The sequence below is a fragment of the Pseudomonas sp. RIT409 genome (genome assembly GCF_003052515.2).
Lineage (GTDB): Bacteria > Pseudomonadota > Gammaproteobacteria > Pseudomonadales > Pseudomonadaceae > Aquipseudomonas.
Map to the genome: position 1 here is coordinate 304,958 of NZ_QARE02000004.1, position 14,885 is coordinate 319,842.

At 58.9% G+C, this 14,885-nt stretch carries 14 protein-coding genes; 4 read left to right on the forward strand and 10 right to left on the reverse strand.

Annotation, left to right across the window (positions count from 1 at the left end; all coding sequences use genetic code 11):
• Positions 1–495: 495 nt before the first annotated feature.
• Together DBP26_RS07875 and DBP26_RS07880 are read right to left on the reverse strand one after the other, a co-directional pair.
• Positions 496–1,245 carry a glucose 1-dehydrogenase gene (locus DBP26_RS07875; protein WP_108240056.1) on the reverse strand — a complete coding sequence of 250 codons (750 nt, stop codon included), beginning with the start codon at positions 1,243–1,245 and terminating at the stop codon, positions 496–498.
• Positions 1,246–1,413: 168 nt separating this feature from the next.
• On the reverse strand, positions 1,414–2,361 hold the full coding sequence (locus DBP26_RS07880; protein WP_218565132.1) for an AraC family transcriptional regulator: 948 nt from the start codon (positions 2,359–2,361) through the stop codon (positions 1,414–1,416).
• 631 nt (positions 2,362–2,992) lie between these two features.
• Here DBP26_RS07880 and DBP26_RS07885 point away from each other — a divergent pair.
• Positions 2,993–4,051, forward strand: coding sequence for an NAD(P)-dependent alcohol dehydrogenase (locus tag DBP26_RS07885; RefSeq protein ID WP_108240105.1), 1,059 nt, complete (start codon positions 2,993–2,995; stop codon positions 4,049–4,051).
• A 309-nt stretch (positions 4,052–4,360) separates the two neighbouring features.
• Here DBP26_RS07885 and ttcA read toward each other — a convergent pair whose 3' ends face one another.
• Complete coding sequence (gene ttcA / locus DBP26_RS07890; RefSeq protein WP_108240058.1) at positions 4,361–5,185, reverse strand: tRNA 2-thiocytidine(32) synthetase TtcA; 825 nt, start codon at positions 5,183–5,185, stop codon at positions 4,361–4,363.
• A gap of 350 nt (positions 5,186–5,535) precedes the next feature.
• On the opposite strand from ttcA, the gene DBP26_RS07895 reads away from it, so the two are divergent.
• Positions 5,536–6,135, forward strand: a complete 600-nt coding sequence (locus DBP26_RS07895; RefSeq protein ID WP_108240059.1) for a Yip1 family protein — start codon at positions 5,536–5,538, stop codon at positions 6,133–6,135.
• A gap of 138 nt (positions 6,136–6,273) precedes the next feature.
• Positions 6,274–6,768, forward strand: coding sequence for a SprT family zinc-dependent metalloprotease (locus tag DBP26_RS07900; RefSeq protein ID WP_108240060.1), 495 nt, complete (start codon positions 6,274–6,276; stop codon positions 6,766–6,768).
• Between the two features lie 73 nt (positions 6,769–6,841).
• On the opposite strand, the gene DBP26_RS07905 is transcribed toward DBP26_RS07900, so the two are convergent.
• From DBP26_RS07905 to DBP26_RS07925, 5 genes are all read right to left on the reverse strand, one after another.
• Positions 6,842–8,023 carry a CaiB/BaiF CoA-transferase family protein gene (locus tag DBP26_RS07905; RefSeq protein ID WP_108240061.1) on the reverse strand — a complete coding sequence of 394 codons (1,182 nt, stop codon included), beginning with the start codon at positions 8,021–8,023 and terminating at the stop codon, positions 6,842–6,844.
• 178 nt (positions 8,024–8,201) lie between these two features.
• Entirely contained in the window at positions 8,202–9,536 is a 1,335-nt protein-coding gene (locus DBP26_RS07910; protein WP_108240062.1) for a dicarboxylate/amino acid:cation symporter, read from the reverse strand.
• A 352-nt stretch (positions 9,537–9,888) separates the two neighbouring features.
• Entirely contained in the window at positions 9,889–11,232 is a 1,344-nt protein-coding gene (locus DBP26_RS07915; RefSeq protein WP_108240063.1) for an ATP-binding protein, read from the reverse strand.
• Positions 11,229–11,906, reverse strand: a complete 678-nt coding sequence (locus DBP26_RS07920) for a response regulator transcription factor (protein ID WP_108240064.1) — start codon at positions 11,904–11,906, stop codon at positions 11,229–11,231. The genes DBP26_RS07915 and DBP26_RS07920 overlap by 4 nt, the downstream gene beginning before the upstream one ends.
• 57 nt (positions 11,907–11,963) lie before the next feature.
• Positions 11,964–12,218, reverse strand: coding sequence for a hypothetical protein (locus tag DBP26_RS07925; RefSeq protein ID WP_108240065.1), 255 nt, complete (start codon positions 12,216–12,218; stop codon positions 11,964–11,966).
• A 243-nt stretch (positions 12,219–12,461) separates the two neighbouring features.
• Here DBP26_RS07925 and DBP26_RS07930 point away from each other — a divergent pair, with 243 nt between their 5' ends.
• Entirely contained in the window at positions 12,462–13,268 is an 807-nt protein-coding gene (locus DBP26_RS07930; protein WP_108240066.1) for a dienelactone hydrolase family protein, read from the forward strand.
• Between the two features lie 51 nt (positions 13,269–13,319).
• On the opposite strand, the gene DBP26_RS07935 is transcribed toward DBP26_RS07930, so the two are convergent.
• Positions 13,320–14,459, reverse strand: coding sequence for a PQQ-dependent sugar dehydrogenase (locus tag DBP26_RS07935; RefSeq protein WP_108240106.1), 1,140 nt, complete (start codon positions 14,457–14,459; stop codon positions 13,320–13,322).
• Positions 14,460–14,527: 68 nt separating this feature from the next.
• Complete coding sequence (locus tag DBP26_RS07940; RefSeq protein ID WP_108240067.1) at positions 14,528–14,866, reverse strand: hypothetical protein; 339 nt, start codon at positions 14,864–14,866, stop codon at positions 14,528–14,530.
• Positions 14,867–14,885: the final 19 nt, after the last annotated feature.

A 14,885-nucleotide genomic window follows, 5' to 3' on the forward strand; every position in this document is an offset into this window, starting at 1 on the left:
GCGCGGCCATGGATGGCCGTCCGCGGCGTGCCCACGGAACGGCGCCGGAGGGATGGGCAGATCCCGACAACATAGTTTGTCCTGAAATCCCCCATAACGCTGGGCAAAATTCCTCCCCTCAACTGCCCGGTACTTCCCAATTATCGATTCCGGGTGCTTTCTTAATTACCCCAAATCTGTTCAATCATTGCCTAATTGTCTGGAGTAAATTGCTTCGTCAGACCCTGACACATAACGTATCGCTGGTTAAGGACACTAGCGTGAGGGTTATAGACCAGGGCGCGTGTTGCTTATCATAGTATTTGAGTGTCGCCAGAGAGGTTGAGAAAGTATCTGCCAGAAAGATCATAAACTCCATCCCAAATCATCACATGCTGCCCGGCGACTCGGACATCTCGTAAAAACCGCTGAAAAATGGAATCTTTGTAGCTCCGTCATCAGACACTTAAGGGCGCTCCCAGCAGTGTCGCCCTGAAACACATAAATCTATTCGAATTACGGAAGGCTCCAACCGCCGTCTATGACAAGCTCTGAGCCAGTCAAGTAGCGGGCCTCGTCTGAGGCGAGGTACACGGCCCCGTACGCAATGTCGGCTGGTTTTCCAGCAACGCCCATAGGCACTTTTGCCAATACTGCAGCGTTCTGCTCTTCTGTTAAGTTATCCATTGCCGGGGTTTCGGTGTCTCCCGGGAATATAGTGTTAATTCTTACGCCCTGCTTTGCATATTCAAGGGCAGTAGCTTTACTCAGCATCCGCGAGCCTCCTTTCGATGCGTGGTAAGCTGTGTAACCCTCCGTAGCAATCAGGCCATAGAGCGAGCTGATGTTCACCACCGCACCATTTCCTGTTTTCAATAGCTGGGGCATCGCAATCTTCATACCGAGGAACTGACCGGTAAGATTAACAGCGATCAACTTATTCCAATCCTCAAGAGTCGTTTTCAGCAAGCCAGCGTCGTTGAAAATCGCAGCATTATTGACAAGGGTCGTCAGTGCGCCAAACTCTGCAACCGTGTTGGCAACTACATCGGCCCATGCCTGCTCACTGCTCACGTCCAAATTGAAAAAGACTGCTTTGCCACCTTGCTTCCGGAGCCGCTCTGCTACCTCTTTACCTTCGCGCTCAAGAAGATCTGCGATGACGACACTTGCACCTTCACCTGCAAACTTTTCGGCGATTCCTTCACCAATGCCACGCGCAGCACCAGTAATAATTGCCACTTTGCCATCTAGTCGGTTTGCCACGATGTTGCCCTCTCTGAATGAGTAGAGCTTAGTTATGAATCACAGTGAGTAAGAGCGTTAGCCCTATCCTGCTTGGTCATTGCCTAAATCTCTGGCACCAAGGACATACAGCATCTGAAATGCCCTGACATGACTGGCTGCATCGGAATTCCTGGTGTCCCATCGGCCTCAGTTAGTTTTTTCACCTATGGCAAGACACTGACTGATGTCGCGCATCGGGGGCGCACCGAAGCTTCTCTTGTACTCGCGGTTGAACTGGGTAGCGCTCTCATATCCTACGCGTATAGCAGCTGTCGCAGCATCGACAGCCTCGGTCAGCAAGATCCTACGTGCTTCGTGCAGGCGCAGATGCTTCTGATATTGAAGAGGGCTCATTGATGTCATAGCACGGAAATGATGATGAAGCGTCGAGACTCCCATGTTCGCGATCGCAGCAAGGTCTTCGATTCGAAACGGATGCATGTAATTGTCCCGTAGCCATACGATCGCTTTTGCCGTTCGCTGGCTTTGTGTTCCCGCAATGATTGTTTCCCTGAAACGAAGTCCAGCTGAGCTTACTAGGATGCGGTAGATGATTTCACGCTGGATCAACGGCCCCACATGGGCCAAATCTTGCGGCTTGTCTGTCAGGCTGATCAGTCTGTCCACGGCGTCAAAGAGCTCAAGCGTTGCAGGTCCGGTTGCCATTGCGACACCGGTTACCGGCCCGCTCGCTATCCCGTTTGAATCAACGTCGGCCATCACTTGCCTGGCAGTCTGAAGGTCAAGTCTCATCAGCAGTGACACATATGGCGCATCTGGGCTAGCGTCTAGCACCTCAGTCACGGTGGGAAGGTTGACAGCAGTCAGCAGGAATCTTGACTCGTTGTAGATGTAGGTAGTTGTGCCGAGCCTCACTCGCTTACGGCCTCGAATAATCATAGAGATGCAGGGCTCGTACAAGTACGAACCAGGCGGCGTGGGCTTCTTGACCTTGGCGAAACTCAACCCTGGTAGCGACGTCATCCGCTCAGTGTCGTCACCAAGATATTCCTCAATCCGTTTTGCCAGATGCTCTCGAATCGTCGCTGTTTCAGCGCGCCGAGCTTCATCGTCTGCGTTCAGTTCAAAAATCATGCTGTGCCCTGTCATTGAAGCTAGGTCAGCCGCGGCCTTTCGGAGGCCCGCAACCGACCTACTGCCCTGAATTTACATCCGATAAATCTTCACCCTTAGGGTCACTTGACGGTCTTGACTCATCGAACGTCCTCAATTTTTCATGCATAGATGTCACGACTGTATGGTCACCGTCAGCGAGTGGGTTAGCCTATTTCTACCCTCAGATTGCCTGATTGTCTTGATGGCAATAGCCTGAGACAACCCTAGCCCCCAAAGTCTCGAGCAAGCCCCATTCATGATCAATTCACGACGAGTCCGTGTTTCGAGCACTACTGCCGACGCTGTATCGAGCTCGCTCCTGTGTACCTACCAAATGGCGATAGCTGGTGAATTGGCCCATAGCTGCCTAGCGCAGAGGGTGTGCGCCACTTGGCACGTTGCATATTGGAAGGTACGGGTCGTACAACCAATAATCACAAGCCTCCCTTCATCATGGCGCTGTCGCCTAAGCGCCATGGAGCACGTGCTACGCCAAAAATCAGCTTCAATGCGATCAGAGGATTAGGCAACCACGCGGAAGCATTGGGCTGACCGCATGATGAGATCCCAGCATAAGGTTGAGGCTCCATTGATTGAGGAGATCTCGCTGATGAAGACTGTCGGATATGCGTCCCACGATCCAAAAAGTCCAATGGCTAAATTGTCTTTTGACCGTCGCGAATTGCGTCCAGACGATGTGGCGATCGAAATACTTTACTGCGGGGTCTGCCACTCAGACCTCCACCAAACGCGCGACGACTGGAATGCATTTAACCCGACTGTTTATCCCTGCATTCCCGGTCACGAAATCATCGGCAAGGTGATCGAGGTAGGAAGCAAAGTCAGCCGCTATGCAGTTGGCGACCAAGTCGCAGTAGGGACGATTGTCGACAGCTGCTCGCACTGCGATCAATGCCATCTTGGCGAAGAGCAAATGTGCCGTGAATACCCCATTGTCACTTATAACGGACGTGACCGAATTTCCGGTGAAGTAACGTATGGGGGATACTCCAAGCACATCGTGGTGAAGGAAACATTTGTGCTGGCATTGCCTGATGGCCTCGACCCAGCGTTAGCAGGCCCATTGCTATGCGCCGGCATTACTGTGTACTCCCCTCTGCGGACTTGGAACGTAGGCCCAGGAAGCCGAGTCGGCGTCATTGGCATTGGCGGTTTGGGCCATCTGGCCGTGCGCTTCGCCGCGGCACTCGGTGCCCAAGTTACGGTTATAACCCGCACCTCCGCAAAGGCCGAGGAAGCATTTTCGCTAGGCGCCGACAACGTGCTGCTCTCCACCTCTGAGGACGCAATGTCCAAGGCCGCCTCATCATTCGACGTCATCATCGACACCATCCCCGTCAAACACGACGTCTCGCCTTACCTTGGGCTGCTGGATGTATCCGGAGTGCTCGTGATTGTCGGCAATTTGGGAGAGATGGAAGGTTTTACCACCCTTCCTCTAATCTCAGGACGTCGCCGCATCACTGGATCTCCCTCGGGAGGTATCGCGCAAACACAAGAGATGCTCAATTTTTGCGCCAAGCAGGGCGTGGTGCCAGACTGCGAGCAGATCAAGATCCAGGATATCAACCGCGCTTTCGAACGAATGGAACAGGGAGACGTGCGTTACCGGTTTGTCATTGATATGGCCTCACTTACCGCCGACTAACCGCCACGCTGCATTTTCGGGTTATTAAATGGAGGGCCGCTTTCAACAAAAGCGGGCATGTTCGCGGAGCAGCTCGGCCGTCGGTCGAGCAACGCGGTTGATGAGCTGAGGTTGATTGATGGCTAACACTATTGCCCTGTTGAGCATTCTCGGGTCTATAGCAATCGGTTTTCCTCCGTCTGCCACTCCAGAATGGAGTCGCCCGTCAAGGGGCGAAACCCCAGTTCCCGGCCTACGCGCAAACGGATCTGCCCCGCTCTCAAATCACAACGCCATGAACGCTAGCAGCTAGGAAACGCTCGTCAAACCTCAAAGATTCACGACATTGACAAACCGCGAAGCGGCCGTCTCGTCGATCTTCAGGCTGGCGAAGTCGAACAGATTACGGTCCGCCAACTGCGAAGGCACCACGTTCTGCAAGCTACGGAAAATCATTTCCGAACGGCCCGGGGTCTTGCGATCCCAGTCCTGGAGCATCTCCTTGACCACCTGACGCTGCAGGTTTTCCTGCGACCCGCAGAGGTTGCACGGGATGATCGGGAACTGCTTCATGTCCGAGTACGCCTGGATGTCCTTCTCGGCGCAATACGCCAGCGGGCGGATCACCACGTTGCGGCCATCGTCGGCGCGCAGCTTGGGTGGCATGGCCTTGAGCGTGCCGTTGAAGAACATGTTGAGGAAGAAGGTCTCGACGATGTCATCACGGTGGTGCCCCAGGGCCATTTTGGTCGCCCCGATCTCGTCCGCGAAGGTGTACAGCGTGCCACGACGCAGGCGCGAACACAGTGAGCAGGTGGTCTTCCCTTCAGGTACCAGCTCCTTCACCACCGAGTAAGTGTCTTTTTCGACGATGTGGTATTCCACCCCCAGCGCTTCAAGGTAGGCAGGCAGCACATGCTCCGGGAAACCCGGCTGTTTCTGATCCATGTTCACCGCGACGATGTCGAACTTGATCGGCGCGACCTTCTGCAAGTGCATCAGCACATCCAGCATCGTGTAGCTGTCCTTGCCGCCGGACAGGCAGACCATCACCTTGTCGCCCTCTTCAATCATGTTGAAATCGGCCACCGCTTCGCCCGCAAGCCGACGCAGACGCTTCTGCAGTTTGTTCTGGTTGACTGAAAGGGTGCCCATGGCGCTGGTTTCGCTCGCTGTGACTCTGGAAAGGGGCGGTATTTTACGCATAAACGTTCCAGGTGGTAATGCCTGCTGATCGTCTCGCCAAGCGGTGCCTGTAGACCTGGGATCCGGCGCGCGGTGGGTCGTGGATACATCAGGGCGTGGCTACGTACTGCCTCATGATCATCTCTGGCTATTACCCTCGACGCTGAAGGCACGATTTACTCTAAAGCGCCCGTTTTTCGCGAGATGCAGCTTCCTATACTTGCAATGAGGTCGCAGCCGCTCTCCCTTTGCAGCACGTGGCCTTGCCCTGACCGCATCGGGCAGCCAGGCGCGACGGTTTCAGCGGAGGAGTCCAAGGCATGATCCATCACGTTTTGGGGCTGTTCACCCACCCCGATCAGGAATGGCAACAGATACGTGGCGAAGATGAGACCATCGGCCACATGTACCTCACCCACACGCTGATAATGGCCGCGATTCCGGCGGTGTCGGCTTACATCGGCACCACGCAGGTCGGCTGGGTCATCGGCGGTCGGGCGCCGGTGATGCTGACCAGCGAGAGCGCCGTCTGGATGACGATCATGTCCTACCTGGCGATGCTTGCCGGGGTCGCCGTAATGGGCGCGTTCATCCACTGGATGGCGCGCACTTACGATGCCAGTCCCAGCCTGGCACGCTGTGTGGCATTCGCCACCTACACGGCGACGCCATTGTTCCTTGGCGGCCTGGCTGCGCTGTACCCTCACATGTGGCTGGGCATGATGGTCGGTATGGCGGCGGTTTGCCACACCGTGTACCTGCTGTACGTTGGGCTGCCGGTGTTCATGAACATCCATCCGGACGAAGGCTTTATGTTCTCAAGCTCGGTTCTGGCGGTGGGCCTGGTGGTGCTCGTGGCAATCATGGCGTTCACCGTGGTGCTGTGGGGGGTTGGGGTAGGCCCCGAGTACACGAACTGACGACTGTAAACGCTGTGGACGCGTGGCTTGCCCCGCGCCCACAGGGTTGTGCGGTGCCTTCACGACCATTCGGCAGCTTCAGTTTTCGGGCAAGGCGTGCTTTGCGGCATACTCGTCTCTTCTGGAGACCGATGAAGCATGCTCGAACCACTCAACACCCGCGTCGAATCCTGCTACCAACTCGCTGAAGAATTTTTCAAACGCCCTTTCAAACGCCCGGTGGTCAGCCTCAAGTTGCGCGGCCAGAAGGCCGGTGTCGCGCATCTGCACGAAAATATGCTGCGCTTCAATCCTCAGCTGTACCGGGAAAACACCGAAGACTTCCTGCGCCAGACCGTCGCCCATGAAGTGGCGCATCTGGTCGCCCACCAACTGTTCGGCGACACCATCCAGCCCCACGGCGAAGAATGGCAGCTGATCATGCGCGGGGTGTACGAACTGCCGCCCAACCGTTGCCATAACTACGAGGTGAAACGACGCCGCGTGACCCGCTACATCTACCGCTGCCCATGCCCGGAAAGCGATTTTCCGTTCTCGGTGCAGCGTCACCGCTTGGTGCGCAAGGGGCGTCGCTATTTGTGCCGTCGCTGCCGGGAGATCCTTGTATTCAGCGGCGAAACGCGGGTGGAATGAGGCGGCAAAGCGTTGCTCGAGCCTCGCCGTCCGTGAGCAGGCTCACGAACATGCCCGCCACCGGCCCCGACGCTTAGCCAAGGACCCCTGTGCGGCGCAGCGTTTCGATCTCGGCGTCACTGAACTGGAGCGTTTTCAGTACCTCATCATTGTGTGCGCCCAAAGCGACGCCAATGTGCCGGGCTTCGGGCAAGCCGTCTTCGAACTTGATCGGGCAGGCCATCTGCAACTGCGAAGAGCCGTCGCCGCGCGGCACCGGCATGACGACCTGACGAGCCTGCAACTGTGGGTGGTCAACCGCTTCGGAGAAGCGCAACACCGGTTCGACACAGGCGTCGACGCCAGCGAACAGGGCTTCGAGTTCTTCAAAGCTGCGCCGCTCGAATTCGATCTGCAACTCTGCCTTGAGGGCCTGCTGATCGCTGCGTTCGGGGGAAAGGCCACGCTTGGCCAGCTCAGGCCGGCCCAGCGCCTCACACAGTGTCTTCATGAACACCGGCTCCAGGCTGCCCACGGAAAACCACCGGCCCTCGCGGCTGCGGTAATAGTCGTAATAGCTGCCACCGTTGAGAAAGTGGCCTTCCGGCTCCGGTTCAAGGCCGGCGGCCAGCGCACCAGCGCCGGCCAGCCCATTCAGACTGAAGGCGCAATCGGTCATGCTGATGTCCACGAATTGGCCGTGGCCGGTCTGCTGGCGAGCCACCACCGCGGCCAATAGCCCGATGACCCCATGCAACGAACCGCCGGCGACATCCGCCACTTGCACGCTCAACGGCAACGGTCCGCTGCCCTCACGACCGGTCTGGCTCGCCAGCCCCGCCAACGCCAGGTAGTTGATGTCATGCCCGGCTCGAGCGCGGTAGGGCCCGGTCTGGCCGTAGCCGGTAATCGCGACGTAGATCAGCCGGGGGTTGATCGCCTTGAGTGCGCTGTAACCCAGGCCCAGGCGATCCATGACGCCGGGCCGAAACTGCTCCAGCACAATGTCGTGATCGGCCACGAGCCGTTTTACCACGTCCACCGCTTCGGGGCGCTTGAGGTCCAGCGTCAGGCTGCGTTTGTTGCGATTGAGGTAGGCATGGCTGGCCGATATCCCCTGATCGTGGGGCGGCATCGTGCGCAGCAAATCCGGCCGGGTCGGTGACTCGATGCGCAGCACCTGTGCGCCCATGTCGGCCAGCAGCAGCGAGGCGAACGGGCCCGGTAAGAGCGTGGAGAAATCGAGCACTTTGAGCGAAGACAACGGGCCTTGCATGCGCGGGCATCCCTGGGCATCGGTGATGCGGACAGCGTAGATGCGGGTCACCCAGGCGGCAATGCCCGATGGCGCCCGTCGGGCAGACGCAAGAGCAGTACGTGCCCTCAGCCCACGAAAAAGCCCGCCCCGGAGTGCGCCGGGGCGGGCTTTTTCAATTCAGCGTGACGCGAAGCGATTACGAACGGCTCACCTGTGGCTGGCCTTCGGCGACGCCCAGGTCGTCATGTGGACGGTTCTCTTCGATAGCACGTCCGCCAGACGCCAGTTCGGCATTCATCTGCGGCACGTCCAACTCTTTGACCCACTTGGCGACAACCAGAGTGGCAACGGCGTTACCGACCAGGTTGGTCAGCGCGCGTGCCTCGGACATGAAGCGGTCGATACCCAGAATCAGCGCCAGACCGGCAACCGGCAGGTGGCCGACAGCGGACAGGGTGGCCGCCAGAACGATGAAGCCCGAACCGGTCACGCCCGCAGCGCCTTTGGAAGACAGCAGCAACACCAGCAGCAGCGTGATCTGATGGGTGATGTCCATGTGGGTGTTGGTCGCTTGAGCGATGAACACGGCAGCCATGGTCAGGTAGATCGAAGTGCCGTCCAGGTTGAACGAGTAACCGGTCGGGATCACCAGACCCACTACGGATTTCTTCGCGCCCAGACGTTCCATCTTGATCAGCATGCGTGGCAAGGCCGACTCGGACGACGAGGTGCCGAGCACGATCAGCAGCTCTTCGCGGATGTACTTGATCAGCTTCAGAATGCTGAAGCCGTGAGCGCGAGCGATACCGCCCAGCACCACCAGCACGAACAGGAGGCAGGTGATGTAGAAGCAGAGCATCAACTGGCCCAGTTGCACCAGGGTGCTTACGCCGTACGCACCGATGGTGAACGCCATTGCGCCCAGCGCACCCAGGGGAGCGAGTTTCATGATCATGTTGATGATGTTGAACATGACATGGGCGAAGCGGTCGATGAAATCCAGAATCGGCTTGCCATACGCGCCCAGACGGTGCAGCGCGAAGCCGAAGATCACCGAGAACATCAGCACTTGCAGGATATCGCCGTTGGCGAAGGCGCCGACGATGGTGTTAGGGATGACGTTCAGGATGAAGCCGATCACGCTCTGGTCCTGACCTGCAGTCACATAGGCTGCAATCTTCGAAGCGTCGAGCGTCGACACGTCGACGTTCATGCCAGCGCCAGGCTGCACGACGTTGACCACGACCAGGCCGATGATCAGCGAGATGGTGGAGACGATTTCGAAGTACAGCAGGGCGTAGCCGCCGGTCTTGCCTACGGATTTCATGCTCTGCATGCCAGCGATGCCGCTGACCACGGTGCAGAAGATGATGGGGGCGATGACCATTTTGATCAGTTTGATGAAGCCGTCGCCCAGGGGTTTGAGCGCTTTACCGGCATCGGGGTACCAGTGACCGATGGCGATGCCGATGATGATGGCAACGATCACCTGGAAATACAGGGATTTGTAGATAGGCTGACGAGTCGTCATTGCAGTGTCCTCAAGAGCCTCGGCGGCATCGTGCCTGATACGCCGGAGCCTAAAGTGCGAACCCTCCTGCCAGGAGGGATTTGTTTTTGTCGAGTTGCACGGGGCAGACCTCTGCGCTGTGTATCGCAAGCACCGTGCCATGATTCAACAAATCGCTGCAGGCCCCGTACGGCATAGACTGTCTGGTTAACACTCGTGGAAAAGTGCCATCCTTGGTGGCGGTTTTCCGCCCATTCACGATGAAAAAGCCTGTGCAGTGGCGGGTATCCGCCCATTCCAGAACTCATGGGTGGCAGTAGAAAGAACGCTACGGCGCTTGTAGGGGACTGGAGGCCCGGCAAACCGAGGGCACTTAAATCGCAAACCTCACACGGAACGCTGCGCCGCCCAGTACCGAATCCTCCAGGGTCAATTGCGCACCGTAGCTTTCGATGATGTCCTTGACCACCGCCAGCCCGATGCCCTGCCCCGGATGATGTCGATCCAGCCGTTCGCCGCGCTCCAGAATCCGCGCTCTCTGACCCTGGGGCACACCAGGGCCGTCATCCTCGATGCACAGCTCGTTGCCCATGATCGAGGGACGCCAACTGACCCGGACCTCGCCGAGGCACAGCCGGTAGGCGTTCTCCAGCAGGTTGCCGAGCATTTCAAGCAAGGCACCCTCCTCCATTTGCACCTGACAGTCGTCCGGCAGATCCAGCGTGACACCGACGCGTTTGTCGCGATAGACCTTTTCCAGCGTGTTACACAGGCTCTCGACCACCGGCTTCAAGGCGACCTGATGGCGCACCAGCCCGCTTTTGCGCAAGCTGGCGCGCTGCAATTGGTAGCCGATCTGCTGGCTCATGCGTTCGATCTGGGATTGCAGGATGCGCGCCTGTTCGAGGTCCTCGGGGCGTTTGGCGAAGTTCTCACTGACGCCCTGCAGCACCGCCAGCGGCGTCTTCAGGCTGTGGGCCAGATCGCCCAGCGAGTCACGGTAACGGGTGCGTTGCTCGCGCTCGCTGCGCAGCAGCCGGTTGAGTGAATCGGTCAGACGCAACAGTTCACTGGGGTGTTGTTCGCTGAGGCTTTCCCGGGAACCCGCCTCCACTTGGTCGAGCTCCTGGCTCATGCCGCGCAATGAGCGCAGGCCCCAGGTCAGCCCTCCCCAAAGCAGGATCAACAGCACCAACAACGCGCCGCCAAAGCCCAGATAGAGTTTTTTGCGCAGGCCGGAGATGGTTTCCTGATACTCGCGCACCGGCTGCACGGCCACGATGCTGTAGGCCGCATTGCGCCCGCCCAGCAGCTTGATTTCCACGTCGTAGACGAAAAACTCTTCGCCGGTGGGTTGGCGGATCTTGGCGAACTCGGTGCCGAGCCCATCATAGCGAGGCTGGTAATTGATGTTCTCGTCTTCGGTGGCCCGTGACCGCCAGACCAGTTTGCCCGCACGGTCGTAGATGTAACCCAGCAAGCGGCTGTCGGGCAGGCTGAACTGCTCGCCGGGCAGCAGTGTGGGCATCAGCAGCCGGTCTTCTTCCACGCGGGCGGCCGAGATGAGGGTGGTCACGTCCGAAGCGAGGCGCTTTTCGATCGAGCTTTCTAGCGCCAGGCTGAATGCGCTCTGCAGCGCAGGCAGCATGAGCAACATGAAAATGACCGCCAGTGTCGCGGCGGCCAGCATCAAACGGACGCGAAGCGATCGAATCATCGACAACGCTCAGTGAACAGATACCCCAACCCGCGCACGGTATCGATGGGCTTGAACCCGCTCGGGCCTTCCAGCTTGCGGCGCAGGCGACCGACGAGCACCTCGATCACGTTCGGATCGCGCTCGTCATCGTCCGGGTACAACTGCTCCATCAGGCGCTCCTTGGGCACCACTTGCTGATGGTGACGCATGAGGTATTCCAGGATCCGGTATTCATAGGCCGTCAACGCCAACGGCTGCTCGTCGAGCGAAGCCTGTTTGCGGTTGATGTCCAAGGTCAACGGCCCGGCGACGATGGTGGACTGGGTAAAGCCACTGGAGCGGCGCAACAACGCATTCATTCGGGCTTCCAGCTCTTCGAACTGGAAGGGTTTGACCACGTAATCGTCCGCGCCGGCCGCCAACCCTTCGACCTTGTCCTGCCAATTGCCGCGAGCGGTGAGAATAAGGATGGGAAACCCTTTGTTCTGCGCCCTCAGTTGACGAATCAGGTCCAGCCCGCCGATGCCCGGCAACCCCAGATCGATCACCGCCAGATCGTGATTGAACTGGCCGACCTGATACAACGCCTCATCGGCATTGCCCACCGCTTCGACCACATGACCGCTTTCGGTCAGCCGGGTCTGCAAGTGATGGCGCAACAGGGCTTCATCTTCGACAACCAGCAGTTTCATGACGCTCTCCCAGGCACAGACATACCTCTCGGTGGGTGACCCTTTGACCATGATGGCTTACAGCCGATGATAGACGGGCAAATAGTTGTCGGGGCCCTGGCTGAGGCTAGACGATTGTGGCGCGTAGGCACCGCTCATCGCCGACGTGGCATCGGAGAGTCTAACCGTGTTGGCCATCATGATTCCCGACAGTTTTTTGCTGTTGCGCGCCAGGTCCACGCGCACCGCATCGGGATTGCCTTCAGCGGCCTGCGCGGCAGCGCTGCCCCCCAGAAAAGCCAGAGCCAGGAAAAACTTGTTGATCGTCACCATGTGCAGGTCCTCCGGCGCCAGGCGCCTTGTTGGGTACGGGATCGAGCATACGCAGCAAGCGCTGAACCCCTCCTGAACGCGTTCTGAACCTGGGCTGAACATCGTCGTGCAAGAGGGGTCCAGACCAAGGAAGGGCCGTCTGTTCATTGCGTGCGGCCTTCATGCCAAAGTGGGGTCGCGCCCCCTTTAGACACAATCGTCTAGGCTCAAGGCCGAACACGCCCTCGACCAAAGGAGATGAACATGCGTTATCTGCTCGCCCTTACCCTCACCTGCTTGGCCGGCCTGGCACAGGCCGAAGTCCAGACCCGCACCATCGACTACCAAAGTGCCGACGGGACCCGCCTGGTGGGTTATTACGCCTACGACGACGCCATCAAGGGGCCGCGCCCGGGCGTGGTGGTGGTTCACGAGTGGTGGGGCATGAATGATTATGCCAAGCGCCGCGCCCGAGACCTGGCCGTGCTGGGTTACAGCGCGATGGCCATCGACATGTACGGCGACGGCAAGAACACGGAGCACCCCAAGGACGCCATGGCGTTCATGCAAGCGGCCACCGCAGACGCCGCCGCCTCGGCCAAACGCTTAGATGCCGGGGTCGAGCAACTGAAAAAGCAGCCACAGACCAATCCGCAGAAAATCGCTGCCATCGGCTACTGTTTCGGAGGGGGCGTCGTGCTGGATGCCGCGCGCCGAGGTGAGCCGCTGGCCGCGGTGGTCAGTTTCCATGGCGCGTTGGCCACCAAAACCCCAGCGAAGGAAGGGGTGACGAAAACGCCAATCCTGGTCGAACACGGCAATGGCGACACCATGGTCACCGCGCAGAACGTTGCCGATTTCAAAAAAGAAATGGACGCCGCGAAGGTCGACTACAAATTCGTCGGCATCGACGGCGCCAAGCACGGCTTCACCAACCCGGACGCCGACAAGCTGAGCCACGGGGATCATGGCGGGCCTGACATTGGCTATAACCAGACCGCCGACATGAGTTCATGGGCGGACATGAAAGCCTTCTTGAAGGAGCAGTTCGCGAAGAATTCGAGCCTGTGATGCCATCCGCGGGGGGCGGGCGATCCGTCGCCCTCCCCGCGGCTCCTCGGCTTACTGTGCCAGCCCGACCTTCAACAGCTTGCCGCTGTCTTCATCCGTCAACACATAGAGATAGCCGTCAGGACCCTGTCGCACGTCGCGAATACGGGAATTCAATTCACCGAGCAGACGTTCTTCGTGCACCACTTTGTCGTCCTTGAGTTCGAGGCGAATCAGGGTCTGGGCCGCCAGTGCCCCGACGAACAAGTCGTGATCCCACTGTTTGAAGCGATCCGAGTCATAGAACGCCATCCCACTGATGCCGGGTGACTTCTCCCAGATGTGGAACGGATTCTTGACCCCTTCGACGATCTTGCCCTTGGACTCGGGAATCGGTTGGCCGGAATAGTCGATTCCGAACGTGGAGATCGGCCAGCCGTAGTTGGCCCCGCGCTCGATGATATTGACTTCATCGCCGCCCATCGGGCCATGTTCGTGCGTCCACAGTGTGCCCGTCCATGGATTGAGCGCAGCGCCCTGCTGATTGCGGTGGCCGTAGCTCCAGATCTCGGGGCGCACATTTTTCTGACCGACGAATGGATTGTCCTGGGGGATGGAGCCATCGGGGTAGAGACGCACGATCTTGCCTTGCAGCTTGTCCAGATCCTGGGCCGTTGGGCGGTTGTTGTTTTCACCCAGCGCGATGAACAGGTAGCCATCGCGGTCGAACACCATCCGCGAACCGAAATGGTTGCCCACCGACAGCTTGGGTTGTTGCTGGAAGATGCGAGTGAAACCCTCCAGTCGGGTCAGATCGTCCGAGAGCCGCCCACGGCCGGCTGCCGTGCCGCCGGTCTTGCCGTCGGCGGCGACCTCGGCGTAGCTCAGATAAACCATTCGGTCCTTGGCGAAATCCGGGGATAACACCACGTCGAGCAAGCCACCTTGCCCCTGAACCCAAACGGCAGGCACCCCTGACACAGGCGCAGACAATTTGCCGTCCGGGCTGACCACTCGCAGGCTGCCGGTGCGTTCGGTCACTAGCATGCCCTTGTTGTCAGGCAGAAACGCCACGGCCCAGGGGTGCTGCAGACCGCCCACGACCTCGTCCACCGTCAAGGTGCCCTCCTCGCTTTTGTAGGTCGCCGCCTGCAGCGGCAGATGAAGCAGTGCAGTGGCGCACAGGCTGGCAATCAAGGTCTGGCGGATCAATGTGCTACGCAACATGGGCGATTCCTTTTGCTGGGATGAGGCGAGATCGGTCGACACACGACGTCAGGTCAGTGGTCGCTGCGTTGAGGAGTACCGGCAGGGCGCGGGGCGTTTTGCCTGGAAGGGTAGCCGTTACCGATGCCGCCATTTTCAAGGGTCGGCGGGCGCGACGGCGCCGGGCTGAGGTTGGGCGCTCGGGTGCTCGGCGAGATGGATTGGGTGCCTTGGCGGCTGTTCGGATTGGCCCGGCGAATGGCGCCGTTGTCAGGTTGGCTGCTGCGGTTGGGGTAGCTGGCCGAGGCCAGACGCATGGGGTCGGCTGCCACGTGTTCATCGGCCTGAACCGCGCCAAGACTCAGGAATCCGCCGAGAATGACCAGCGCGAGGTGTCGCGAGAAGCTGTTCATCGTTGACCTCATTGGGATT